Below are 24,718 nucleotides of genomic sequence, written 5' to 3' on the forward strand. Positions count from 1 at the left end.
ATCATTAAGAATCTTGCTTTAAAGTATTTGATCCGACCTTAAAGCCTCAACCTCTTCATCCGTGAACCCCCAGTCCTTAAGAGCCGTTTCATTATGCTGTCCAGGCGTCACAGGTGGCCCTTGGATTGCACTTGGTGTTCTACTGAAACGGGGCGCAACATTTGGCTGCACCACCCCATCATTAACAATCAAGGTATCCCGATCTTTATTATGCGGATGCGTAATGGCTTCATCCAATGTTAAGACAGGCGCATAACACACATCCGTACCGCTCAAGATTTTATCCCATTCATCTCGTGTTTTAGTTTTAAAGACCGCTGCTAATTTTTCTTTTAAGTCTGGCCAACCAGCCGCTTCATGCTGTTGGTCGAAATCTTTATCCGTCAGCCCAACACGTTCCCTTAACTCCGCATAAAATTGGGGCTCAATAGAGCCGATAGAAATGAATTTTCCATCCGACGTCTCGTAAGTATTGTAATAATGTGCGCCCCCATCGAGCATATTGCTCTCGCGTTGCGGGTGATATAAGCCCTGCGCCATAAAATTAAAAAAGAAAGTCATGAGAGATGCCGATCCATCCGTCATAGCGCAATCAATAACCTGACCTTTGCCAGATCGCTCGGCCTCAAAAAAGGCGGCACACATGCCCATAGCCAGAAACATGGCGCCACCGCCAAAATCACCAACTAAATTAAGTGGCGGTATGGGTCTATCGGTAGGCCCTATGGCTGCTAGAGCCCCGGTGAGTGAAATATAATTAATATCATGCCCCGCGGCATGCGATAACGAGCCTGTTTGACCCCAGCCGGTCATACGTCCGTAAACGAGTTTTTTATAACCGCCTTACAGTCATCCGGGCCCAGCCCAAGACGTTCCATAACACCGGGTCGGAACCCCTCTATCAGCCCATCAGCCTCAGCAACCAAACGCATCATAACGGCATGGCCTTCAGAAGTTTTCACATCAAGCGTAATTGATTTGCGCCCCCGTGAGGCAATGTCTGGTATTGCGCTTTTTTCTGCACCCTTGCGGTGAATGCTTAAAACCTCTGCCCCCATATCAGTTAGGAGCATGGATGCATATGGGCCAGGGCCAATACCGACAAATTCGATAATCCTTAATCCGTTTAATGGTCCCTGCCCCATCTAAAGTTTCCTTCTCATTTTTTATCTAACTGATTGGATGTGCATTAACCCGCGGGTGTTATCAGTGCCCAAGTGGCATAACATACCCATATAGCCGGTAGCACCATAAGCGCTGATGCCGGGCGTGAGATATCCCGCAAAACCCCTGTCAGATATGATGACCATACGATACATAATAAATTGCCGGAAAATACCAAAAAATGGACGCTAAAACCCATTGTGAAAATTGGATATGACAAACAAAATATTGCGAATGCCAGCACCTCTCCGGCTTTGCGTCTTGAGGTAATTTCTGTGGATGAGGCAAGCAGCCAGAATGCGCTTGCCATACCAATAAACAAAATTGTCCAGACTAAGCCAATGATCCAACCGGGCGGCAATCGATTCGGCCCCTCAGTAAAACGAGTTTCACCGCCTTCCCATCCTATCAGCGCAATAAGACCATTAATCACCATGGTCACAGCTATAAAAACCGTTACGCATATCAGCCAATTCTTCAAATTTCTTTCAAAATTGAATTTTTCCATGTCTTACTCCAAAATATTCTGAATTAGCCTCGCCTGTTGCCTTTAAAAAAACTATATCAAGACCATGTCCAAACAAACCAAAATACCCCCTGCGCCTCTCTCATGCTATGACAATCTTGAGGACACGCTGGGCTATGCATGGTCGTTACTTGCCCGCGGTGTAAAAGATCGCAAATCTGCTTTTCATACCCCAACCGTTGCAACCATCGGCATAGACGATGCCCCTCATTTAAGAACCGTGGTTCTTCGCGGATGTGATGTTGAACAACAGCGCCTGCGGTTTCATACGGATAAGCGCTCCGCTAAAGTTTTGGAAATGAGCGCCAAGCCTGACGCGGCAATTCATTGCTATGATGCCGGTTTAAAAATCCAACTCCGCCTCGGTGTTGAACTCAAACTGATTGACGGGACAGGTTTTGATGAGGCATGGACAGCTACCCGCCCGATGAGCCGGGAATGTTATCAAGTCACTACCGCCCCAGGCACGCCAATTGAGGATCCTTACGAGGCAATTTTCGATGCCAGCACCACGCAAGATGGTGAAATTAATTTTGCGCCTGTTGCGGCTGAAGTGAAAACGATGGAGTGGCTCTATCTCGCGGCAAAAGGTCATAGACGCGCCTATTTTGACCTCACGCAAACACCTGTTAAAATGGCTTGGCTTGTTCCTTAAAGCGTAATCTTAAAGTGGCCCATTCATTATTCAATGAGTTTCAATTCATAAGGAGAAAATCGATGAAAATAACATCGTTCGCTTTTTACAGTTTTTTATTAGGCGCGCTCGTCAGTTTACCATTTGCAAATCAAGCAAGCGCTGAAGATTATCCTGCGGGTGACGCAGTAGCCGGTGCCAAAGTATTCAAAAAATGCAAATCCTGTCACATTGTTGGCGCAGGGGCGAAAAATCGTGTCGGCCCCCATCTCAACAATATTATCGGTCGGAATATAGGTGCTATTGACGGCTTTAAATATTCCAAGGGACTCATGGCTTTTGCAGAGGAAAACCCTGTCTGGACCGAGAGTCTGCTGGATGCGTATCTCTTAAATCCGCGTCAAGTGATTAAAGGCGGACGCATGGCTTTTGCTGGCCTTCGTAAAGAAAAAGATCGCCATAATGTTATTGCTTATCTGAAAGAGGCCTCGACCGAATAAATTTTCAATCATAAAATTTTCTTAAAGGTATGGAACTCGCGTTTTACCTAAATGATGGGTTTGCATAAGTTTTCGAACTATTTTAAGACCTTAATCATTAAAATTTATGAAGAGTTCATATGACGCAGACTGTTATCTGCATAAAATGGGGCACACGTTACGGGTCGGAATATGTTAACCGTATGAACCGAGCCATTAAACGGTTTAATAAGCGCCCCACACGTCTTATATGCTTCACAGACGACGTGAGTGGCATAGATGAAGATGTGATTACCCGTGACATCCCGCCTGTCAATTTACCCGATTACAAGCACAGCCCTCCATTCCGCAAAGTTACACTCTGGCAATATCCTCTCGGCGATCTTGAGGGGGATGTGCTTTATCTTGATTTGGATATTGTGATTTGCGGTGATTTAGACCGCTTTTTTGATTATGAAAAAGGCGAATATTGCGTTGCCGAAAATTGGACACAAATTGGCAAAAATATTGGCAACACGTCTTGCTATCGTTTTCCTGTGGGTCGCTACAAGCATATCTTTGATGATTTCAATGCTGACCCTGCAAAAATTGAACAAAAATACGGCATCTCCCAGAAATACATCAGTGATGCTGTCGGCAAAATGGTTTACTGGCCTGCAGATTGGGTTGTGAGTTTCAAACACACCCTATTACCGCCATGGCCATTAAATTTTTTCAAAACATCCAAGCCCGGGCCGAACACATCGGTTGTTGCCTTTACCGGAAAACCCGACCCCGACGAGGCAATGGTTGGGGAATGGCCAGTTGAAGGGGAGCACTGGAAAAAAATCTATAAATTCACAAAGTCGTGCCCTTGGATTGAAGATTACTGGCTTGATAACTAACCTCTCTGACATGTCAGAAAAAACGATACTAGATGCAACAGGGTTGAAGTGTCCTTTACCTGTTTTAAAACTCCGCAAAGCTCTCGAAGGGTTATCCATTGGGGAAAAGATTATTCTTCATGCCGATGACCCCGTCGCACCGCTAGATGTGGAGCATTTCTGCAAAACTGCGGGGCATGATTTGCTTAATATTAATCAAAAAGAAAATTATGTAGAGTTTCTTATTTCAAAGAACTAAAGAGATTTCAAAATATCTTGTTGTTCATTCCTGAAGCCACATAGCACAAGCTTTTTGCCATCGTCAAAAATCGGGCGCTTCATCAAAGCCGGCTCGCTCATCACCAAAGACGCAGCATTTACCTCACTCAGACTTTCCTGAATAGAGGGGTCAATTTTGCGCCAGCTTGTGCCGCGACGATTAATAAGTTGCTCATGATCCAAAACAGAAAGCCAACGATTTAAATCTGACTCAGAAAATCCGTCTTTTCTAATATCAAGGAATTGATGTTCAATATTTTCAGACTGCAACCAGTTCAGTGCTTTACGGCATGTATCACAATTTTTCAGACCGTAAACTTTGAGCATTATTCAGCAGCGCTCAATTGCTCGCCAAAATGAATACCACCCTGACTCTGCGTGGTTTTAATAATATCGTGATAGATTTCAGGCGTCTGAATGTTCAGCATGCTTCGAACTTCATCAATCGGACGCGGTAAAACTTCTTTCCAGTCGACGCCTGGTAGCCAAACCATCTGACGCCCATGGCGGAAGCCTTCTCTGATTGCCGACCAAAATTTAAAACCTGGATTAAGTTTCTTAATATGCCGCCCGCCGAAAAGAATAATGAGTAAAAGCCCCGGATTGCCGAGCAGACGATACGTTACCGCCAACAGACATAATTCGCCTAACGCATCGCGCCCATATCCGGTCAATACATGCCATAAATCATGGGCATCGCGTTGCCGCTGGTGAAATTCGACTTCTTCATTTGTTAACTCACGCAATCCGCTCAGACCCTTTTCACTGGCGTCAACCAGACCTTCGGCGGAAATATTTTCACTCTTTAGAAAATCATAATAATGGTGGCCTAGACTTCCCTTCGGTAGAGAGGATAACCATTTTTGATCACACAAAAAATTCATCAAAGGCGGCTGTTCACGCAACGTGGAATAATTCGGATGCTTTTTGAATTTTTGCCAGCTTTTAGCGGATGACCGCTTCCCCAAAGCTTCGAGAATAATAAAAACTTGCGACGTATCTTCCTTATCAGCAATGAGGCGCTTAACAGCCACAAAAGCGTCATAAAGACCTGGGACTTTGCCGGCGGACTTTGGGGAATTCCTATCCATAACGAGCCTCTAAAGTTTTGTTAACGACAATTTAAGTGTTACGCGAAGAATTTCAATCAATTATCATGCAAGTTGGAGTTTTAATAAGGGTCAAATGCGCGCACCAATTTGGTCAAAGGTTTCGGGAACGTGTCAAAATCTCAAAAACATAAAATCATGATCGTCGGCGCTGGTATTGCCGGCTTAACAGCTGCTTTATGTTTACGCCAATCGGGACATGATGTGACCATTCTGGAACAAGCCTCCGCCATACAAGATATTGGCGCAGGGATTCAACTCAGCCCCAACGCATTACATGTACTGAACGCGATAGGCATCGGCGACAGGCTCGCGACCAAAGCCGATATTCCAGCAGAATTATCCATACGCGATTTCAAATCCGGCACACCCTTGCTCACCGAAAAAATGGGGTCAAGGTTTAACCACCGATACGGAGCAAGCTATTGGCATTGCCACCGTGCCGATTTAATCGAAACCCTTTTCAACGCAACTCAAAAAGCCGGAATCCAGATTTTATTCAACGAAAAAACCGAAAGCTATGAAGAAACCCCCGAGACAACTAGCATCAAAACCCATGCAGGAAAAAGCTTTACAGCAGACCTCCTTATCGGGGCAGATGGCATATCCTCAAAAATTCGTGCCACACTTCTCCCCAATAGCATAGTTGATTTTACCGGCCAGATTGCCTGGCGGGGACTGGTACCAACCGAACGGTTACAGACGCAGCCCCCCGAAGGGGTAAGCGTCTGGGTAGGGCCTGGAAAACATTTTGTTGGCTATCGCTTACGTCAAGCATCTCTGATGAATTTCATCGCCGTGGAAGAACGCGACGAATGGACGGAAGAAAACTGGATGCTTTTAGGCGACATCGAAAAATTGCGGACTGCTTTTGCGGGGTGGGACACCCCTGTCCAGGATATTCTCGCGGCCTGTGATGACACCTATCTATGGGGGCTGTTTGACAGACCTCCACCAAAAACATGGCATAGTTCCCGCGCGGTTTTGATTGGCGATGCCTGCCACCCCATTTTGCCGTTTATGGCGCAGGGCGCGGCCATGGCGATAGAAGACGCTTATGTTCTCGCTGCCTCTTTGGAAAACAACACATCCATTGCCGCCGCCCTTAAACTGTTTCAACAACAACGCCAAAAACGCGTAAGGAGTCTTTACGATATATCCCGCCGCAACGCCGCGCTTTATCACGCATCCGGTACCAAGGCCGTTGCCCGTAACTTCTTATTTGCCGGCACACGCATGTTTCCAAGGACACTTTCATTTCAGTTGGATAGGGTCTATGCCTATAATGTTACCGCGTGAAGCACCTATTGAAGCGCGCTCGTCATTTTTTTATATTTGTGAAAAATAAGCGTCAGGTCCCGTAGCTCAGTAGGATAGAGCACCAGATTCCTAATCTGGGGGTCGCAGGTTCGAATCCTGCCGGGATCACCAACGTTAAAGTGGGCTAAACTTCCCAAAAATTGACCAGTATACATGATGCGTGATAATTCTGATTAAGGGCTAGTCAATGGCAAGCTCCGGGGCTTCAAAACCTCTTGCAGACCGGCAGCGGTGACATCTGCCGATATCAAACTGTCACCTCGACTATCTTGTCGGGGTGGCGGCGTTATAAAACAACCGCTCGCGGTAAAAGCGCTGCGGTCATGTCTGCATGACTTTTGAACACCCCGGCACCAGTGCGAAAGCGTTGGTGACGTTTGTTTTAACTTCAAGCAGAGGCCGCAATGGACGACTACAAATTTTCAGCCGACTTACTCAATAAATACACTCAACTTACACCTTGGGTGCAAGCATTTATCGGATTAGGGGTGTGTGGCGTATTTTTGGGATTTTTCTATTTCTTTAAAGAGACAATGATTGCTGTAACAAAACCATTCTACAAAAAGCTGGAGACGCCACAAAAGTAAGAGCTATAAGACGGAAAAAAGGTCAGCACTTGACCGTACCGGGACAGTTAAAACCAGGTTCCATGGTCATTTTCTTATCCATCAGTTTCCACCCAGCGCGTTTATAAACACAATTCCAGAGACCATCTTTTTTGGACTTGTCTTTTAATCTGCACAGAGAAGGTTTTGAGGAGGGTGTCACGGCGCGACGCCGGCAATAGCGTCTGCCATCATCATTTTTATCATCTGACCATAATTCGCAATGCGTTGTTGCCGTACCGACAAAAGTTATACCCCCAGCAATAACGGATTGTGGGAAATATAGTGCAAGAATAAAAAACAAAATGAATCGACGCATAACTGTACCTATCTGGTAACTAATATAGGCCAATTAGATTAAGGAACTATTAAATATTAGGATTATGCGTAAATTAATCGCCAAATCTGGCGCTTATCATGATTTTTATCCACTTTAGACATTTAAAACCGGATTTATGGCTTCAATATTAAAATGGTGCCCTCGGCCAGACTCGAACTGGCACGCCCGTGAAGGCAACGGATTTTGAATCCGTCGCGTCTACCAATTCCGCCACGAGGGCCGTGCAGGCGTGCAATATAACAGAAAGTTTCTTCACGTCCAGAATCACTTTCAGATGCCCTGCCCCCATTATTTTCTCGATAAAATCATCCCTTCTCACACCCTCAATTCTCTAAATTATCTTTGCAAATCCTTGATAAATGATTAGGTTCTGGGCATGCGACAGACGATGAAAAGGCTCTATGAATGGTGTCGGTCTCTAGCCAACCACGCTTACGCCAAATGGGCTTTGGCAGGTATTTCATTCATTGAAAGCTCGTTCTTTCCTGTGCCACCGGATGTGATGCTCGCGCCTATGGTGCTGGCTGATAAATCACGCGCATGGTCTTACGCTTTTATCTGCACACTCGCCTCTGTTTTGGGCGCCATTCTCGGTTATATCATCGGGCGTTATCTTTTTGAGTTTATTGGGACGCCAATTCTGGGAGCTTATAGCGCCCAAGCCGCATTTGAAAAATTCACCGGTTTTTATGCCGACTGGGGGTTCTGGATTGTGATTATCAGTGCCATCAGCTTTGTTCCTTTTAAAGTTGCCACCATTGCAAGCGGCGTTGTCGCTATGGAACCGATAAGTTTTTTGGTGGCCTGTATTGTCGGACGCGCCATAAGATTTTATGGGGTGACGGCTGCTTTAATGGTCGATCTTCGCCTTTGGTTATTTCAACCTTTGCGCCGTGGCATTATGATCAGCCTAGGTAGTTTTGGTATCCTCGCGGTTGTTTTCGCTTTTGAACATCTTATAGGGCTCGCCCCGTGTCCGCTGTGCCTTAATCAGCGTATTGCTTTTTATCTGGCTATGCCACTCGGGCTTTTGGCCGCTTTGTCAGCAACAAAAAAACCAAGCCTCTCAACCGTCAGCTTTATCGCTCTGACGCTCATATTCTTAGCCAATTCAGCCTATGGGGGTTATCACGCAGGCATTGAGTGGGGCTACTGGCCCGGACCTGCCTCATGTGCGGGCAACACTTTCGAAGTCACAAATATTGAAGAGCTGATTTTATCGCTTGAAAAGGGTGCGCCCCCTTCATGCAGTGAAGCCCCATGGCGGTTATTTGGTTTGTCTCTGGCGGGATATAATATGCTAGCAAGTCTGGGCCTTGCTTTGCTGGCTGGTTTTCCTATTTTATATAGGAGTCAGGAAACATCATGAATATGGCAACATCTAAATCCAGCAAAACAGAACAAATGATCCGCGTCGATCATGCCGGTGAGCATGGCGCTGTCAGTATTTATCGCGGACAACTGGCTGTATTTGGTAAAGCCGACTCGAAAGCGCAAATCGCAGAACTCGTCAAACATATGGCTGAACAAGAGCAAACGCACATGGACAGCTTTGACAAGCTCATCCTAGAAAATAACATACGTCCTACGGTCCTCGCACCATTATGGGATGCGGCTGGATTTACCCTTGGCGCTGTGACAGCTCTGATGGGTGAAAAAGCAGCCATGGCTTGCACTGCGGCTGTTGAGGAAGTCATCGACACCCATTACGCCGATCAGATTGAAGAGCTTGAAAGAACCGGCGACGAAACCGAGCTATGTGACATGATTAAAGAGTTTCGCGCAGATGAAGCCGAGCATCGTCATACCGCAATCGAACATGGCGCTGAAGATATGAAAGGATATGAAGTCTTGAGATCCTTGATACGTTTTGGCTGTCGCTCAGCAATTAAAATTTCTGAAAAAATTTAACTACGGCTGAAGCTCACTATCCCAATAGAGATAATCTTGCCAACTTTCGTGCAGAAAGTTTGGCGGAAACCGCCTGCCAATATCGTGCAATTCATAAACGGTTGGCTGGCGTGGTTTTTGCTTCGGGAACATTGAAGCTTCTTTGCAAAGCCGCCCACCCTTTTTGAGATTACATGGCGAGCAAGCTGCAACAACATTTTCCCATGTGGTTTGCCCACCAACCCGGCGCGGCACAACATGATCAAATGTTAAATCCTGATCTGAACCGCAATATTGACAAGCAAAGCCATCGCGTAAAAAGACATTAAATCTCGTAAAGGCCGGATATTGCGGCGGCTTTACATAGTTTTTAAGCGAAACAACGCTCGGCAAGCTTATGGCTGTCGTTGGGGAGTGAACTTTGGTTTCGTATTCGGAAACAATATTCACCCGATCGAGAAACACGGCTTTAAGTGTATCCTGCCATGCCCAAAGTGAGAGTGGGTAATAGCTTAGGGGGCGGTAATCTGCATTGAGAACCAGTGCAGGACAACTTTCTGGATTTTGAAAACGACTGTGATCGGAAGTGAGAAAAGTCAGGGACTTTCTATCCATCAAGCGCTGCATAACCTTAAAACTCCCTCTTTGTATGACCGATGTCGTAAGACTGAAGACGAATCAATGTCTCCTTATGATTATAGAAGACTTAACAAACATGTCATTATTCTTACAAATTTCAAACAAAATGCAAAATTTCCACCCATTTTGTAATTTGCCTGGTTTTGTGCGCCCTATATAGTGTCTGGATGACAACGCAAGACACGGCTCATATCACCCGATTTGCCCCGAGCCCGAACGGCAGGTTGCATCTCGGACATGCTTATTCGGCATTAATGGCTCATAAACTCGCCGGGTCAGGTCGATTTATTCTGCGTATTGAAGATATTGATTTGGGGCGGCGGCGACAGCATTTCATCGATGCCATTTATGAAGATTTAGCTTGGCTGGGACTTTCATGGCCAACCCCTGTGATGATTCAATCCAGTCGCTTTGATATTTACAAGACAGCACTCAACCGGCTGAGAGAGATGGAGGTTGTCTACCCGTGCTGGGCAAGCCGGGCAGATATTCGGGATTACATCAATACCCAACAAGGTGGTCGTGAAGCATGGCCTGTAGATCCAGATGGGGCGGCGATTTATCCAGGCTTATACAAAGATATTTCTCCCTCAAAAAGAGACGCCATGATGTGGGAAGGCGGCAATTATGCATGGCGGCTGGACAGCGAAAAAGCTGCCGCAATTGCCAGACAGAAAAACGGGGTTCTTAGTTATTTTGAAGCCTCTCAACAAGAAAATGTTGACATCAACCCTGGCCTCTATGGTGATGTTATTCTTGCGCGTAAAGATATACCGACCAGCTATCATCTAAGTGTTGTTGTGGATGACGCCGCCCAAGACATTTCTTTGGTCACGCGTGGGATGGATTTACAGGGAGCGACCCATATTCATCGTATTTTGCAAATCTTGCTGGAATATCCTGAACCAGAGTATTATCACCATGAGCTTGTTCGGGAAGCAGATGGTCGCCGCTTGTCAAAGCGCGCCGGTGATATAGGTATTGATTATTACCGAGACCAGGGGTATGGACCGGAGCAACTTATTGGCGAGTGCCTACCCCCACTTACGGGATAAAAAAAAGGATACGACAGTGACGATTTTCAACTATCTTATTCCAGCTGGTTTGGTGGCTGTGAGCCTCGTGTTACTTGCTGGTCTGGCAAATATGCTCAGAAATGGGAGTCCAAATACCTCTCAACGCTTGATGCGGTGGCGCGTCGGACTTCAGCTTTTCACAATTATTGTTGTCATGTGTGGCGTCTATTTGAGTAATTAATTAAGCTTGCCTAAAAGCGATAAATACCTAGTATATGCATAATAATTCTAACACGGTGTCTAAAATGCCTTTCTTTGCTCTTGGACTTTTTATAGCTCTTTCCCTTATTTCTCAGCCTGTTTCTGCAGAAACAAAAGCTTTAAACTCTGGAATAGATAGCTTTACTTTCGGTATCATGCAGCAGGATGTAGAGTCCAACCCAATTGAAGACAGTATCAGCATTAACCTTGAAGTTTTATTTGCCACAAAACTCAAGAGCCTCCCGTGGTCTCCTCACCCGGTAATTGGCGCAACCATAAACACTGACAATGATACAAACCAACTTTATGGTGGCATGGCGTGGCAATATGATTTTTCAGAAAGATTTTTTACCGAGATTTTTCTTGGTGGCGCCATTCATGACGGTGAAGAAGACCCCGATACACCCCTAGCTGGCAATCGTGAAGCTCACCGCGCTTATGGGTGTCCTTTAAACTTCAGAGAAAGCCTCTCATTTGGATGGCGTCTCAGTTCCCAATACAGCCTTATGGCTACTGTTTCCCACATGTCCAATGCAAGTTTGTGTGACGAGAATGACGGATTAACGAATGCTGGGATTAGAGTCAGCCGAAGATACTAAAATATTATAATCTTGCTATAAAACGCCTGTCACTGTTAAATCATTTAAGACATTTTTGAAGGTCAAAATGGTTACCTTAAACAAAATTTATACCCGAACTGGGGATGACGGAACCACAGCCCTTGCGGATGGCTCTCGTCGCGTAAAATATGATTTAAGAATTGAAAGTTACGGCGCGGTTGACGAAGCCAATGCCGCAATAGGCTTAGCGCGGTTACATACAAAAGGGACAACACTAGACGACATTTTAGCGCGTCTGCAGAACGACTTATTTGACCTGGGTGCAGATTTGGCTACGCCAAATACTGAAGAGGATAAGAATAGCTCTTTTCAGGCTCTCCGCATTCTCCCTGAGCAAGTGACGCGTATTGAGCAAGAAATAGACCTACTGAATGCTGATCTGACCCCGCTAACATCCTTTGTCCTGCCAGGCGGAGAACCGGCTGCAGCTTTTTTGCATCTCGCACGAACAATCATACGGCGTGCAGAGCGTAATCTGATAAGACTTTCGGATGAAAGGAACGCAGACGAAATCAATGAGGTTACCAAAAGGTATATAAACCGTGCGTCAGATCTTCTCTTCGTTGCTGGACGGGTAGCAAATAATAACGGTTCGGCAGATGTTTTGTGGCAACCAGGCGCAACGAGAGGCGCTTAAAAGCAGTTTTTTGGTCTTTTTAACTAGGCCAATTCGTCGCGGTTGCTCATAAATGTAATAATTGACGGTTTTACGCCAGATGGCTATTTTCCGCATTAAATAAAGTGTCAGGTTTGTATTTGAACCTGAAATTGAAAATTAAGGACTTTACGATGAAAATCTTAGTGCCCGTCAAACGTGTCGTTGACTACAATGTGAAGATTCGCGTCAAACCCGATCAAACTGGTGTTGATTTGGCGAATGTCAAAATGTCAATAAACCCATTTTGTGAAATTGCTGTTGAAGAGGCTGTCCGCCTTCAAGAAGCAGGTACAGCTACCGAAGTAATCGCCGTTTCTATTGGCCCTGCACAAGCGCAAGAGACAATCAGAACAGCTCTAGCTATGGGCGCCGATAGAGGTATCCTCATCCAAACAGATGTTGAGGTGGAACCTCTCGCCATTGCCAAACTGCTAAAAGGTGTCGTGGAAGCTGAAAGCCCAGATCTTGTAATCCTTGGAAAGCAAGCGATTGACGGTGACAATAATCAGACCGGCCAGATGCTGGCTGCATTATTGGGCTGGCCACAAGGGACTTTCGCTTCTGAAATCAAACCCGAAGCTGGAAATATTGGCGTGACCCGTGAGATTGATGGTGGTCTCCAAACGATCAAACTCAACCTCCCGGCTATTGTAACGACAGATTTGCGCCTGAACGAGCCACGATACGCATCATTACCGAATATTATGAAAGCCAAAAAGAAGCCTATTGATGAGAAAACACCAGAAGATTTCGGCGTTGATGTCGCCCCTCAGCTGGAAATCGTTAAAGTCGCTGAACCACCCGTGCGGGAAGCCGGGGTTAAAGTCGAAACCATTCAGGAATTAGTTGATAAACTGAAAAATGAAGCAGGAGTCCTGTCATGAACACTCTCGTAATTGCAGAACATGATAACCAGACCATTGCAGACGCAACCAAAAAAGCTCTTTCAGCCGCAATAGCCCTCGGCAATGAGGTACATCTGCTTGTCGCCGGTGAAAACTGTGCGGACGCTGTTGCTGATGCAGCAAATATTGATGGTGTCGCCAAAGTACTGAAAGCTGATGATGCGGCCTTTGCAAAATTGCTGGCCGAGCCGCTTGCGGATCTCGTCGTGAGTCTTGCGGATGGCTATAGCGCGATTATTACAGCAGCAACAACGAATGGCAAAAACTTCATGCCGCGCATTGCCGCACTTCTGGATATGCCTCAGCTTTCTGACATCACCGCCGTTATTGACGCGAACACATTTGAGCGTCCGATTTATGCGGGTAATGCCATTCAGACGGTTAAAGTTTCTAGCCCTACAAAAATCATGACTGTGCGCGCCACAGCCTTCCCGTTAATTGGTGAAGGGGGTTCGGCCAGCATTGAAGATTTAACCAGCACTGGCGATAAGGGCATTTCTGAATATGTAGGCGAAGAGCTGACCGTTTCTGACCGTCCCGAATTGACTTCTGCCAAAATCGTTATTTCTGGCGGACGTGGCATGCAATCTGGTGATAATTTTACAATTTTAGAAAGCGTTGCCGATAAGCTGGGGGCCGCTGTTGGTGCGTCTCGCGCGGCAGTGGATGCCGGTTTTGTTCCCAATGACTATCAAGTCGGGCAAACAGGTAAAGTGGTTGCCCCTGAACTGTATATTGCCGTCGGCATTTCTGGTGCCATTCAGCATCTGGCAGGCATGAAGGACTCGAAAGTCATCGTTGCCATTAATAAAGATGAAGAAGCGCCGATTTTCCAAGTCGCGGATTATGGTCTTGTAGCAGACCTTTTCACCGCCGTGCCTGAACTGGACAGCGCCCTAGGAAACGCCTAACATCAAAGCATCTTTTCACGGATCGCCCATAGGGGGAATTTTATGAGCATCCAAAGGGTTGCAATCATCGGTGCTGGACAAATGGGGAGTGGCATTGCACATGTCTTTGCCTTAGCCGGATACGATGTTTTACTCAACGACATATCTGTCGATCGGATAGAAGCCGGCATCGCATCTATAACCGGCAATCTCAATCGTCAGGCCGCAAAAAGCAAAATTACAGAAGCGGAAAGAGAAAAAGCGCTTGGGCAAATTCATATTGCTGCCAGCCTCAACAATATCGCAGATGTGGATATGGTTATTGAAGCGGCAACTGAAAATGAAGAACTAAAAGTATCTATCCTAAAAGAAGTCTGCGCCGTAATAGGCCCTGATACGATTATCGCTTCCAACACATCATCAATTTCCATCACGCGGTTGGCTTCAGCAACGGATAGACCAGAAAAGTTTATCGGCATGCATTTCATGAATCCGGTGCCGGTGATGCAACTTGTTGAGATAATCCGAGGCATTGCCACATCGGACGAAACCTATGAAAGTTGCAATGCGCTTGTGGAACGGATTGGTAAAACTTCTGCGGTATCCGAAGACTTTCCTGCCTTTATCGTCAACCGTGTGCTCCTGCCTATGATTAATGAAGCCGTGTTTGCACTCTATGAGGGTGTTGGCACAGTCGACAGTATCGACAAGGCCATGAAACTGGGTGCGAATCATCCAATGGGCCCATTACAACTTGCCGATTTTATCGGGCTTGATACATGTCTCAGCATCATGCAAGTGCTTTATGAGGGGCTTGGTGACAGCAAATATCGCCCATGTCCTCTCCTGACCAAATACGTCGAAGCGGGCTGGTTGGGTGTCAAGACCGATAAAGGATTCTATGATTATTCAGGTGAAAGTCCGGTTGCAACACGCTAAGGCTTAGATGCCTCGACATTCATTGCTAAATCACCCGATATTAACGCTTCAAGAAACACTTTTACTTCCTCCGCATCCCAAACTGCTTCCCCTGAGAGCCTGCCTATTTCACGTCCCTGCATATCGAGTAGCAACGTTGTTGGCAGGCCAAAAAGCCCTGTATCCCGTGCTGCCTGGCTTTTCGGATCATGGAAAAATGCCAGCTCCGTAATATTCAATTCCTTGAGAAATTTTTTCGGCTTATCAGCGCTACCTCGGTCTGTACTCAGCGCTACGACTTTAAGTGGTTGACCGTTAAAATGTTTTTGAAGCGCATCAAGCGAAGGCATTTCCTCTCGACATGGTACGCACCATGTTGCCCAGAAATTCAACACCACATAATTGCCTGCAAATACATCCAGCCCTACGCTTTCTCCTGCCGCATTTATGAATGACAATTCTTTATGAATTTTAGGTGTTTTGTGGAACACCATTTTCTTTAAATTACCCGTCGCGTAGCTTGCATAGCGCGTGTCTGCAATGCCGGTGCTGGAAACCTTATCTTCTTGCCCTGATACTGTATCATCAGGGTTGCCAGAGGGGGGGGTGGTCATGTAGAAAGCCGCAACGCCGCTTAGGAATGCAATAACGATAATTATTGGCAAAAGTCTTATTTTTGATGTCGGTTTTGTCATGTTTCTATATGCTTCCCTTAGGAGTTTATTATGAGCCAAAAAATGTGGGGCGGTCGGTTTGGTGACGGGCCCGATGATATTATGGAAGAAATAAATGCTTCCATCGGATTTGACAAGCAACTTGCACATCAAGATGTTGCAGGATCCATGGCGCATTGCCAAATGCTCATGGATACCGGCATCTTGTCTCAAGAAGACGGCAAGGCCATCTTAAACGGTCTAAACCAGATAGAGAAAGAAATTTCTGACGGCACATTTACCTTTTCAAGAGCTCTTGAGGATATTCATATGAATATTGAGGCGCGGCTGTCTGATATTATCGGCCCGGCTGGGGGCAGATTGCATACTGCCAGATCCAGAAATGATCAGGTCGCGACTGATTTCAAACTCTATATCAGAGATACAATTGATCATCTGCACCAACAAATTCAAAACCTGCAAACCATTCTCGCGCAAACTGCGCTGAACCATGCAGAAACGCTCATGCCGGGCTTTACGCATCTACAAATTGCCCAGCCAGTTTCTTACGGGCACCATTTGCTTGCCTATGTCGAAATGCTGGAACGCGACATAGGCAGATTGCAGGATGCACGGGCCAGATTAAATCAATCCCCTCTCGGTGCGGCGGCGCTGGCAGGAACATCTTTCCCTATTGACCGGCATCAGACAGCAAAGACACTAGGTTTTGATAAACCTACGGATAATTCCATAGACAGTGTATCAGACAGAGACTTTGTTCTGGAAACGCTGTCCGCTGGCGCGATTTGTATGACGCATCTATCGCGGCTTGCCGAGGAAATTGTTGTTTTTGCTTCTTCGCCTTTCGGGTTTTTTATTTTACCGGATGCGTTTTCAACTGGCTCGTCCATCATGCCGCAAAAACGTAACCCTGACGCGGCTGAACTAATCAGAGCCAAAACCGGAAATCTTATCGGTCATCTGACCGCACTGCTGGTAGTTATGAAGGGTCTACCCCTCGCTTATTCGAAAGATATGCAGGAAGATAAGAAAGGTACGTTTGAAGCGCTTGATAATCTATCACTTTGCCTCGCGGCGATGTCCGGCATGATGCAAGTCATGGAAATCAACGCCGAGGCCATGGCCAGCAGAGCGCAAGAAGGTTTTTCAACGGCAACAGATCTTGCGGATTGGCTGGTAAGGGTCGGAAATGTGCCCTTCCGTGAGGCGCATCATATCACAGGTCAGATTGTCCAACTCGCCGAGACAAAAGCTTGCAGACTGGATGAGCTATCACTTGAAAGCATGCAGGAAGTTGACACCCGTATCACCGCGGATATTTTTGATGTGTTGAGCATAAATAGTTCCGTTGCCAGCCGAACCAGCCATGGCGGCACGGCGCCTGAAAATGTCAAAGCTGCTGCACAACTATGGCTCGAGAAACTAAATAAAGCTTAGATGAAGAGCAAGATTAAGTTTGGACAGTAATTATATGACGTATTTTGCACGACGATTTATATATCTGATGACTGGTAGCGCGCTTTTCCTGTCTGCCTGTGGTGTTAAAGGCGATTTATATTTACCCACGCAGGCAAATATGGTCGATAACATCATAAACGAGTCACAATAGGATACCCAATCCATGCATCATTTCAACAGGCGCGAGGACAGGCTTTTTGCAGAAAATGTAGATGTGACAGCATTAGCTGAACACATTGGCACGCCTTTTTACTGCTATTCCACAGCAACACTCAGGCAGCATTACACCCGGCTCAAAGATGCTTTTGCGCAAAATGAAGTCACTATTTGCTATTCTGTGAAAGCCAATTCCAATCTTGGTGTTATCGCAACACTTGCTGATTTGGGTTCTGGCGCGGATGTGGTCTCCGAGGGGGAATTGAGACGCGCTTTGCTGTCTGGCATTCCCGCCGGGAAAATCGTTTTTTCTGGTGTTGGCAAAACCGAAGCTGAGATGACCTATGCGCTCAATGCCGACATTGCACAATTTAATGTCGAAAGCCGCGCTGAGCTTGAACAGCTTTCTGAGGTTGCAACCAAGCAAGGTAAGACAGCGCGGATTTCACTCCGTGTTAATCCTGATATTGATGCGGGAACGCACGAGAAAATTTCTACCGGCAAGGCTGAAAATAAATTTGGCATTGCCTGGGACGAAGCAGAGGCCAGCTATGCAAAAGCCGCAACACTCCCCGGCCTGGAGATTGTCGGCATTGATATTCATATTGGCAGTCAAATTACCGAGTTAACGCCCTTCAGAAATGCTTTTACTAAAGTAGCCGATCTGCTCGAAAAACTGACAGATGCCGGACACAATATTACAACGCTAGATTTAGGCGGCGGGTTGGGTATTCCCTATGGACCCGAAGACGCTCCCCCACCTTCACCAGAAGATTACGCCAATTTAATTGACGAGATTTTCGGCGATAGTGGATGCCGAATTTTTCTTGAACCTGGGCGGCTCATTGCGGGCAATGCAGGTATTCTGGTGACCTCAGTTATCAGAACAAAAAAAGGGGAAGCTAAAAACTTTATTATCGTCGATGCTGCCATGACAGAATTAATGCGCCCGACGCTTTACGGGGCATATCATGATATTCAACCTGTCATTACGAACGGCAATGTTCAAGACGTTTGGGATGTTGTTGGGCCAGTATGTGAAACCGGGGATTTTTTAGGCTCTGAGAGAAGCCTGCCTGAACCGCAAAAAGGAGATTTGCTTGCCATTTTTACCTGCGGTGCTTATAGCGCGTCACTTGGCTCTAGCTATAATACCCGATTAAGCGCACCAGAAGTTTTGGTTGATAATGAAAAATTTGAAATTATCAGAGCCCGCCCGCAATATGATGATATATTAGCCCTTGAAAAAGTTCCTGACTGGCTCAAAAAGGCTTGAGCCTAAAGAATATAGGAAACGGAGTCATGAAATGTGGAGGCAGGTTTGATTCGGTTTGAAAATGTATCTCTGCGTTACGATAACAATACGGACGTTTTGCAGGACATAAACTTTGAACTCAAACCCGGATCGTTTCACTTTCTTACCGGTTCTTCAGGCGCAGGTAAAACATCCTTACTCAAACTGATTTTCCTTGCGGGAAAACCCAGTGGTGGAAAGGTGTTTCTGTTTAACCAGGACTCTGCCAGCTTACCTCGTGCGGCATTACCCGAAATTCGCCGACGAATTGGTGTGGTCTTTCAAGAATTTCGCCTGCTGGATCATTTAACGCTCTACGAAAATGTGTCACTACCCTTGCGGGTTTGCAATATCAAGGAAACTCAATACCGCAGTAATATTTTGGAATTGATGAATTGGGTTGGTCTTGGCGACCGAGTTAACGCATTTCCCACAACTCTATCCGGTGGGGAGCAACAACGTGCCGCAATTGCCCGCGCCGTCGTCGGGCGTCCCAATGTAATTATCGCGGATGAGCCAACCGGGAATGTGGATACAGAAATCGGCATGCGCCTGATGCGCCTATTTGCTGAATTAAATAAGCAAGGCACGACTATTATAATTGCAACACATGATAAGCAATTATGGGAAGGATCGCCCTATCCACGCTTACATCTGGAACAAGGCAGTCTTGTCTCCACCTATGGGGATTATTAATGGCTGGCAACTCCCAAATATTACCCCGCAATTCTGTTGCAGGACCTGCACTTGGCGCAGTAACAGCAACCATGTGCTTTTTGGCCTGTCTTGCCCTTGGCGCCGTTTTAACCGTCAATAAAGCTGCTCATAATTGGCTGACACAAGCTACCGGTGCTGTGACGGTGCAAATTACCGATACAAAGAGTCTAACATCAGGAGACCAGCTTCAGGCGGTTGAGCGCGTCCTTAAAAGAACGCGCGGTATTGAAACTTACGAAATTATTCCAGAAGAAAAATTAGTAGGACTACTCGAACCATGGCTTGGCACAGGTAATGTGACCGCCGACTTGCCCATCCCGATTATGATTGATGTCACGCTTAACCCTGAACAGAGATTTAACGAAAAAGGACTCCGCATCGAATTAACGGCAGTTGCGCCAGGCGCAAAACTCGACACACATGGGCGGTGGCGACAGAATCTTGAACGTGGTGTTCAAACCCTGAGATTACTTGCAGGGTTGATTTTGATTCTCGTAACGATTGCGACGGCAACAGTTATCATATTTGCTACCCGCGCTGGCCTCGGTACAAATAAAGAGACTGTTGAGGTTCTGCATCTTATTGGTGCAAGAGATAAATTCATTTCGCGTCAGTTCGAAAGGCAATTTCTGACACTTTCTCTGCTTTCTTGCGCGATTGGCTATGCCGCCGCCGCAGGTATTTTTCATATGTTCTTCACACTGATGACAGATATGGAAGATATACAATTTTATCTTCTACTTTTAGGCGTCCCTGTTCTTTCTATTTTAATGACATGGCTGATTATCAGAAATTTTGTTATTCGCACGCTGGCGAAAGCGCTGTGAATTCGATGAGACTTCGTTATGAAACTTGACAAACCTCAAGAAGACAGACTCTGGTTAAGTGCGCTTCTCTATTTCGCTTTTGGCTTAACAATATTGTTCATTGTTAGTTTCTTATTATTCGCGCAAGGCAGACGCCATGATGCAATGAACGCACCTGAAAAACCCACGGCTGATGGAATAGTAATTTTAACAGGCATGTCCGATGAACGTATCCGCCAAGGACTTGCTTTACTGGGTGAAGGCTATGCAAAACGCGCATTGGTTTCGGGTGTTCACAAATCTGCCGATATGGATAGGATTTTAAGCTTTGCCGAATTTGACCCAGCCAGGATTTCTTGTTGTGTTGATCTTGATTACCGCGCCACGAATACAGTAGGCAATGCCGGAGAGACCGCTATGTGGGTGCGGACTCATGGGTATCGATCCATCATAATGGTGACAAGCACGCATCACATCCCGCGCAGTTTAATAGAGCTTCGGCGCGTAATTCCTAACGTCTTAATTCACCCCTATGCTGTCAACGCACCGGGCGTACAAATACAATCATGGTGGCGTTATCCCGGCACGCTTGGCCTTTTGCTCGGCGAATATGTGCGATATTTACTCTCTCTGTTCGATCTAACCGGGGATCATATGGTGTTATCCTGATGTCTGGCATCCCTATAAAAACGAAACTTGCCGTCCTCTGGCCTTATTTGGCTTTGCTGGCGCTTGCACTCACAGCTTCAGGCTTCTGGTATTTAGGAGCCGCAAAGATTAAGAAATCACTATATGAAAGCCCTGACATCAGTTTCAACAACATCTCTGTGCGTGGTTTTCCCAGCCAGTTTCGGGTGATTTTAGAGAATTATAGCATCCAGCTACCACAGGGAAATCTATCAGGCGAAAAACTGACCGCCGTGCGGATGTTTTACGACTTTAATCATACAATTATCTGGGCAGAGGGAAGTTTGCAGTTTCAAGGGAAATCCGGCGATCAACTTACCCTCACCGGAGATGCAATGCAGGCCAGCCATGTCATGAGCAAAGACGGCGATGATTATTTTGCTGATGCGCGGATATCTGTTGACCTGCAAAACCCCCATATTCAAGTTCGTCCGGTTTTTGTTGAAGGAACGAATATATCATCCGACCAGATACAATTTTACAGCCTTCCGACTGAAACCAATCAAACGCGTATGCTGTTTAATGCAGGCAATCTCATTTTTGCCAAAACTAATGATCAAAATATCCTGAGTTTAAAAAAGACGATTGTGGAAACACAGTTCCCTAAAACGCCTGACGCAAGTGACAACATCACACTCAATAATATGGTACTGGATATTAATCTACCATCCGGTGAATTACTCGCCATTCAGGCGGACGGTCAGCTCGGACGGAGTAACAAAGGATATCTCGACGGCACGCTCAATTTAAACTTTAAGAACATGACATCAGTTTTGAAAATTTTAAACACCCGCGGTATTTTGACATCGGATCAAACCGCCCTCTTATCTTTCGCGCTTCAGCTAAAGACTAACCCTACAAAAGAAAGTACATCAGACACTGACACGTTCCCTTTGACACTTGCCTTTAAACGCGGGCGGACATTTTTCGGGCCAATTGACATTGGCCCAGCACCTAAACTTTAAAACTTAATCTGTTTTATGCGGCGATTCAGTCCGCCCAAAATTCACGTCGTCAGTATCTTGACCAGCTTCGATAATACTGCGGCGAATATCGCGTGTGCGTGAAAAAAGTTTCTCCAACGCCTCGCCATCTTTCCATCTAATCGCACGTTGCAAGCTTGTGAGATCCTCACTAAAACGGGCAAGCATTTCCAGCACAGCCTCGCCATTATTCATAAACACATCACGCCACATCACAGGGTCAGATGCCGCGATGCGGGTAAAGTCCCTAAATCCGCCGGCACTATATTTAATCACTTCGCTTTGTGTCACAGCTTCCAAATCTGCAGCCGTGCCAACAATATTAAACGCAATTAAATGCGGCACATGGCTGGTAATCGCCAGCACAAGATCATGGTGATCGGCATCCATGATTTCCACATCCGACCCCATGGCACGCCATAAATCCGAAATGGTCTGCACAGCTTGTTTATCAGTTTCAGAATCAGGTGTGAGGATACACCAACGGTTATCAAACAATTCGGCAAAACCAGCCTCAGGCCCGGAAAGCTCCGTTCCAGCAATCGGGTGTGCAGGCACAAAGGTCGTATTTTCAGTAAGATGCTCATGCACAGCATCCATGACTGATTTCTTCACCGATCCGACATCTGTTACAATCGCGCCGGGCTTTAATGATGGCGCCATATCTCTGACAATTTCGGCTATCATCCCGACAGGTACATTTAAAAATACAATATCTGCATCAGCTACAGCCCCTTTTAGGCTGTCCGCTATACTGTCAACAAAACCAATATTCAGGGCTTTCTCGCGTGTTTCCGCGCTGCGCGCATAACCTGTTATATGCGCCGCCAAGTCAACACGCTTGAGCGCATGCCCGATTGACGACCCGATTAGGCCCATGCCGATAAGAGTGATGTGAGGCTTATCCATTATTTCCAGCCATCTCCTGAAATACCTCAATAACCAGCTGATTGGCTTCTTCAGTGCCAATCGTCAACCTCAGCGCATCCGGCAGCCCATAGGCTGTCAATCCACGCAAAATAAGCCCGCGCTCATTGAGTTTTTGCTCTGCTTGTGCCGCGCTCAACCCATTTTCCGGATCAAATTTAATAAGCAAGAAATTGGCATGACTTGGTAAAACCTCGAACCCTGCCCCACTTATCTGCTGGAAAAGCCGGTCACGCCATTCATCATTATGCTTGATGGAGGCTTGCACATGCGCTTGGTCTTCTATCGCCGCAATACCTGCCACTTGAGCTGGCGTAGACACATTAAACGGCCCCCGCAGGCGATTAATCACCGCCGCAATCGGTGCGGGACAATAGGCCCATCCCAGACGAAGTGCCGCCAAACCGTAAATTTTGGAAAAGGTGCGTGTCGTTACGACATTCTGCGTTTCTTCGACAAGCGCAAATCCATCTTCATAATCAGTTGTAAGGACATATTCGGCGTAAGCACCATCCAAAACCAGAAGCATATTTTCCTGTAACCCGGCATGCAGGCGGCGTACTTCCGAAGCTGAAATCATTGTACCAGTCGGATTATTAGGGTTAGCCAAGAAAACAATTTTAGTCTTATCGTTCACAGCATCTAGAATGGCATCTACATCTGCCGTCAGATTAGTTTCAGCCACACTTACAGGTCGTGCACCCGTTGCCAGACTGGCAAGCTTATAGACAAGAAAACCATGTTCGGTATGAATAGCTTCATCGCCGGGTTGTAAATAAGCAGTCGCCATAATTTGCAACAGCTCATCAGAACCAAAACCGCAAACAATTTTGTTGACATCCAACTTGTGTGCCTTAGCGAGTGCCTCTCGCAGAGCCACACTATGCCCGTCAGGATAAATCTCCAGATTTTCTCCAGCCATGCGGTAGGCTTCTAACGCATTGGGACTTGCGCCAAGCGGGTTTTCATTCGCCGAGAGTTTAAATATTTTTTCTTGTCCGGGCAGAGACTCTTTACCGCCAACATAGGGCGGTAAGTCCATAATCCCGTTTCTGGGTTGCGGGCCTGTCATCAGCTTTTCTCTCCGACCAAAAGCGAGTCCATAATTTCAAGACTTCCAAAACTACCTACCACCTCACCAATCCTATCGGTATTCATAAACCCTTCAACCATAATGAGGTGATGCGTGTCAGAACTTGTCAGAATATGCGCGTCTTTACTATCCGCCGGAAACCCCTCTATCGGGCAACTTAGCAACGTCACATCCTCACCCGACGGCTCAATAGCAATACAACCGACACAAAGTGATTTGATGTCTGCTTTGCGCGCCTGACTTAAATAGGGCAAGGCAGCAAAAACCGTCACACCTTCGGGCAAGTTTTCCCACCAATTCGTATTTTCCAACGGCAATACGGCGATGGTATTGGCATTTGCATCGAGTTCTCCAAGCGCATCATTTGGATTATCAATCAGCTTATATTCTGCGGCATTACCAAATCTTTCACGCGCAGTCGTGAGCGTCTCAGACAAATGCAGGACTTGCAGAGGTGTCTGCTGACTAACCGAGGCTGCAATAATTTCGCGCCATATAGCCGAAAAACCGGATACCGGCATATCCAACTCACATTCCTTAAACCAAGTCAGAAAACGCCGCATCTGAACGATTTCACGAGCAGGACGCAATATGCGGCTATCACCAGATTGCGCCTTCGCTTCAGCAACAGAAGACACGAGCCGGGAACGTTGCGCCAGCAATTCCAAAATAGCTTTATCTGTTTTATCTATCTGCTCACGAATATCTTCTAGGCTGAGCATTTTCTGTCCTGTGTCTTCAGTCATCTTGTTCTATCCAACATGTACCTAAGAATGGTAGTCATAATAGCGTAAATACTTAAAATCA

General features: G+C 46.3%; 31 protein-coding genes, 2 tRNA genes and 1 pseudogene. 23 read left to right on the forward strand and 11 right to left on the reverse strand.

Annotated features, from left to right (window positions below; genetic code table 11):
- Positions 1-18 precede the first annotated feature (18 nt).
- Together RS24_RS09185 and RS24_RS09190 are read right to left on the reverse strand one after the other, a co-directional pair.
- A pseudogene (locus tag RS24_RS09185) lies at positions 19-1,145 on the reverse strand (CaiB/BaiF CoA transferase family protein).
- Between the two features lie 44 nt (positions 1,146-1,189).
- Complete coding sequence (locus tag RS24_RS09190) at positions 1,190-1,672, reverse strand: TspO/MBR family protein (RefSeq protein WP_021777933.1); 483 nt, start codon at positions 1,670-1,672, stop codon at positions 1,190-1,192.
- A 64-nt stretch (positions 1,673-1,736) separates the two neighbouring features.
- Between RS24_RS09190 and RS24_RS09195 the strand changes: the two genes are divergently transcribed.
- From RS24_RS09195 to RS24_RS09210, 4 genes are all read left to right on the forward strand, one after another.
- Complete coding sequence (locus RS24_RS09195) at positions 1,737-2,345, forward strand: PNPOx family protein (protein ID WP_021777934.1); 609 nt, start codon at positions 1,737-1,739, stop codon at positions 2,343-2,345.
- Positions 2,346-2,407: 62 nt separating this feature from the next.
- Complete coding sequence (locus RS24_RS09200) at positions 2,408-2,824, forward strand: c-type cytochrome (RefSeq protein ID WP_021777935.1); 417 nt, start codon at positions 2,408-2,410, stop codon at positions 2,822-2,824.
- 119 nt (positions 2,825-2,943) lie between these two features.
- Positions 2,944-3,687, forward strand: a complete 744-nt coding sequence (locus RS24_RS09205; protein ID WP_021777936.1) for a glycosyltransferase family protein — start codon at positions 2,944-2,946, stop codon at positions 3,685-3,687.
- 10 nt (positions 3,688-3,697) lie between these two features.
- Entirely contained in the window at positions 3,698-3,925 is a 228-nt protein-coding gene (locus RS24_RS09210) for a sulfurtransferase TusA family protein (RefSeq protein ID WP_021777937.1), read from the forward strand.
- On the opposite strand, the gene RS24_RS09215 is transcribed toward RS24_RS09210, so the two are convergent.
- Positions 3,922-4,272 (reverse strand): Spx/MgsR family RNA polymerase-binding regulatory protein, encoded by a 351-nt coding sequence (locus RS24_RS09215; protein ID WP_021777938.1) that lies wholly within the window; start codon positions 4,270-4,272, stop codon positions 3,922-3,924. The genes RS24_RS09210 and RS24_RS09215 overlap by 4 nt on opposite strands.
- Positions 4,272-5,036: a Coq4 family protein gene (locus RS24_RS09220; RefSeq protein ID WP_021777939.1), complete on the reverse strand. Its 765-nt coding sequence runs from the start codon at positions 5,034-5,036 to the stop codon at positions 4,272-4,274. Before RS24_RS09220 ends, RS24_RS09215 begins: the two co-directional genes overlap by 1 nt.
- Before the next feature lie 129 nt (positions 5,037-5,165).
- Between RS24_RS09220 and RS24_RS09225 the strand changes: the two genes are divergently transcribed.
- The 3 genes from RS24_RS09225 (at position 5,166) to RS24_RS09235 (ending at position 6,961) form a co-directional block, all read left to right on the forward strand.
- Positions 5,166-6,353 (forward strand): FAD-dependent oxidoreductase, encoded by a 1,188-nt coding sequence (locus RS24_RS09225; protein ID WP_131443771.1) that lies wholly within the window; start codon positions 5,166-5,168, stop codon positions 6,351-6,353.
- A gap of 55 nt (positions 6,354-6,408) precedes the next feature.
- Positions 6,409-6,485, forward strand: a tRNA-Arg gene (locus RS24_RS09230).
- Positions 6,486-6,778: 293 nt separating this feature from the next.
- On the forward strand, positions 6,779-6,961 hold the full coding sequence (locus tag RS24_RS09235; RefSeq protein WP_021777941.1) for a hypothetical protein: 183 nt from the start codon (positions 6,779-6,781) through the stop codon (positions 6,959-6,961).
- 22 nt (positions 6,962-6,983) lie between these two features.
- On the opposite strand, the gene RS24_RS09240 is transcribed toward RS24_RS09235, so the two are convergent.
- Complete coding sequence (locus tag RS24_RS09240; protein WP_021777942.1) at positions 6,984-7,298, reverse strand: hypothetical protein; 315 nt, start codon at positions 7,296-7,298, stop codon at positions 6,984-6,986.
- 154 nt (positions 7,299-7,452) lie between these two features.
- Positions 7,453-7,539 (reverse strand) — tRNA-Leu (locus RS24_RS09245).
- A 156-nt stretch (positions 7,540-7,695) separates the two neighbouring features.
- Here RS24_RS09245 and RS24_RS09825 point away from each other — a divergent pair.
- Both RS24_RS09825 and RS24_RS09255 read left to right on the forward strand, forming a co-directional pair.
- Positions 7,696-8,688 carry a disulfide bond formation protein B gene (locus RS24_RS09825; protein ID WP_021777943.1) on the forward strand — a complete coding sequence of 331 codons (993 nt, stop codon included), beginning with the start codon at positions 7,696-7,698 and terminating at the stop codon, positions 8,686-8,688.
- Positions 8,685-9,230 carry a demethoxyubiquinone hydroxylase family protein gene (locus tag RS24_RS09255; protein WP_021777944.1) on the forward strand — a complete coding sequence of 182 codons (546 nt, stop codon included), beginning with the start codon at positions 8,685-8,687 and terminating at the stop codon, positions 9,228-9,230. The genes RS24_RS09825 and RS24_RS09255 overlap by 4 nt, the downstream gene beginning before the upstream one ends.
- On the opposite strand, the gene RS24_RS09260 is transcribed toward RS24_RS09255, so the two are convergent.
- Complete coding sequence (locus tag RS24_RS09260; RefSeq protein ID WP_051295642.1) at positions 9,231-9,824, reverse strand: HNH endonuclease; 594 nt, start codon at positions 9,822-9,824, stop codon at positions 9,231-9,233.
- A 191-nt stretch (positions 9,825-10,015) separates the two neighbouring features.
- Between RS24_RS09260 and gluQRS the strand changes: the two genes are divergently transcribed.
- The 7 genes from gluQRS to RS24_RS09295 all read left to right on the forward strand — a co-directional run bounded on the left by gluQRS (position 10,016) and on the right by RS24_RS09295 (position 15,137).
- Positions 10,016-10,903 (forward strand): tRNA glutamyl-Q(34) synthetase GluQRS, encoded by an 888-nt coding sequence (gene gluQRS, locus RS24_RS09265; RefSeq protein ID WP_021777946.1) that lies wholly within the window; start codon positions 10,016-10,018, stop codon positions 10,901-10,903.
- Positions 10,904-10,919: 16 nt separating this feature from the next.
- A complete protein-coding gene (locus tag RS24_RS09270; RefSeq protein WP_038301022.1) occupies positions 10,920-11,105 on the forward strand; it encodes a twin transmembrane helix small protein in 186 nt (61 codons plus the stop codon).
- Positions 11,106-11,169: 64 nt separating this feature from the next.
- On the forward strand, positions 11,170-11,724 hold the full coding sequence (locus RS24_RS09830; RefSeq protein WP_051295640.1) for an acyloxyacyl hydrolase: 555 nt from the start codon (positions 11,170-11,172) through the stop codon (positions 11,722-11,724).
- A gap of 67 nt (positions 11,725-11,791) precedes the next feature.
- Positions 11,792-12,382: a cob(I)yrinic acid a,c-diamide adenosyltransferase gene (locus RS24_RS09280; protein WP_021777949.1), complete on the forward strand. Its 591-nt coding sequence runs from the start codon at positions 11,792-11,794 to the stop codon at positions 12,380-12,382.
- Positions 12,383-12,534: 152 nt separating this feature from the next.
- Positions 12,535-13,287 (forward strand): electron transfer flavoprotein subunit beta/FixA family protein, encoded by a 753-nt coding sequence (locus tag RS24_RS09285; RefSeq protein WP_021777950.1) that lies wholly within the window; start codon positions 12,535-12,537, stop codon positions 13,285-13,287.
- Positions 13,284-14,219, forward strand: coding sequence for an electron transfer flavoprotein subunit alpha/FixB family protein (locus RS24_RS09290; RefSeq protein ID WP_021777951.1), 936 nt, complete (start codon positions 13,284-13,286; stop codon positions 14,217-14,219). The genes RS24_RS09285 and RS24_RS09290 overlap by 4 nt, the downstream gene beginning before the upstream one ends.
- A 42-nt stretch (positions 14,220-14,261) precedes the next feature.
- Positions 14,262-15,137: a 3-hydroxybutyryl-CoA dehydrogenase gene (locus RS24_RS09295; RefSeq protein ID WP_021777952.1), complete on the forward strand. Its 876-nt coding sequence runs from the start codon at positions 14,262-14,264 to the stop codon at positions 15,135-15,137.
- On the opposite strand, the gene RS24_RS09300 is transcribed toward RS24_RS09295, so the two are convergent.
- Positions 15,134-15,811 carry a TlpA family protein disulfide reductase gene (locus tag RS24_RS09300; protein ID WP_021777953.1) on the reverse strand — a complete coding sequence of 226 codons (678 nt, stop codon included), beginning with the start codon at positions 15,809-15,811 and terminating at the stop codon, positions 15,134-15,136. The genes RS24_RS09295 and RS24_RS09300 overlap by 4 nt on opposite strands.
- A gap of 30 nt (positions 15,812-15,841) precedes the next feature.
- On the opposite strand from RS24_RS09300, the gene argH reads away from it, so the two are divergent.
- From argH to RS24_RS09330, 7 genes are read left to right on the forward strand one after another with little or no spacing between them, the layout of a single operon-like run.
- Positions 15,842-17,227: an argininosuccinate lyase gene (argH, locus tag RS24_RS09305; protein WP_021777954.1), complete on the forward strand. Its 1,386-nt coding sequence runs from the start codon at positions 15,842-15,844 to the stop codon at positions 17,225-17,227.
- Between the two features lie 34 nt (positions 17,228-17,261).
- The gene (lptM, locus tag RS24_RS09900) at positions 17,262-17,399 is read left to right on the forward strand and encodes an LPS translocon maturation chaperone LptM (protein WP_021777955.1); all 138 of its coding nucleotides are present in this window, start codon (positions 17,262-17,264) and stop codon (positions 17,397-17,399) included.
- Between the two features lie 12 nt (positions 17,400-17,411).
- Entirely contained in the window at positions 17,412-18,680 is a 1,269-nt protein-coding gene (gene lysA, locus RS24_RS09310) for a diaminopimelate decarboxylase (protein ID WP_021777956.1), read from the forward strand.
- Positions 18,681-18,725: 45 nt separating this feature from the next.
- A complete protein-coding gene (gene ftsE / locus RS24_RS09315) occupies positions 18,726-19,394 on the forward strand; it encodes a cell division ATP-binding protein FtsE (protein ID WP_021777957.1) in 669 nt (222 codons plus the stop codon).
- Positions 19,394-20,242, forward strand: a complete 849-nt coding sequence (locus RS24_RS09320; protein WP_021777958.1) for a cell division protein FtsX — start codon at positions 19,394-19,396, stop codon at positions 20,240-20,242. The genes ftsE and RS24_RS09320 overlap by 1 nt, the downstream gene beginning before the upstream one ends.
- 18 nt (positions 20,243-20,260) lie before the next feature.
- Entirely contained in the window at positions 20,261-20,890 is a 630-nt protein-coding gene (locus RS24_RS09325) for a YdcF family protein (protein WP_021777959.1), read from the forward strand.
- A complete protein-coding gene (locus RS24_RS09330; RefSeq protein ID WP_021777960.1) occupies positions 20,890-21,873 on the forward strand; it encodes a DUF2125 domain-containing protein in 984 nt (327 codons plus the stop codon). Before RS24_RS09325 ends, RS24_RS09330 begins: the two co-directional genes overlap by 1 nt.
- 3 nt (positions 21,874-21,876) lie before the next feature.
- On the opposite strand, the gene RS24_RS09335 is transcribed toward RS24_RS09330, so the two are convergent.
- The 3 genes from RS24_RS09335 to RS24_RS09345 are packed head-to-tail and all read right to left on the reverse strand — an operon-like array spanning position 21,877 to position 24,657.
- Positions 21,877-22,800 (reverse strand): prephenate/arogenate dehydrogenase family protein, encoded by a 924-nt coding sequence (locus RS24_RS09335; RefSeq protein WP_021777961.1) that lies wholly within the window; start codon positions 22,798-22,800, stop codon positions 21,877-21,879.
- Positions 22,793-23,890, reverse strand: coding sequence for a histidinol-phosphate transaminase (gene hisC, locus RS24_RS09340; RefSeq protein ID WP_021777962.1), 1,098 nt, complete (start codon positions 23,888-23,890; stop codon positions 22,793-22,795). Before hisC ends, RS24_RS09335 begins: the two co-directional genes overlap by 8 nt.
- Complete coding sequence (locus RS24_RS09345) at positions 23,890-24,657, reverse strand: chorismate mutase (RefSeq protein WP_021777963.1); 768 nt, start codon at positions 24,655-24,657, stop codon at positions 23,890-23,892. Before RS24_RS09345 ends, hisC begins: the two co-directional genes overlap by 1 nt.
- Between the last annotated feature and the right edge of the window lie 61 nt (positions 24,658-24,718).

Source organism: Candidatus Micropelagos thuwalensis, from assembly GCF_000469155.1.
GTDB lineage: Bacteria > Pseudomonadota > Alphaproteobacteria > RS24 > RS24 > Micropelagius > Micropelagius thuwalensis.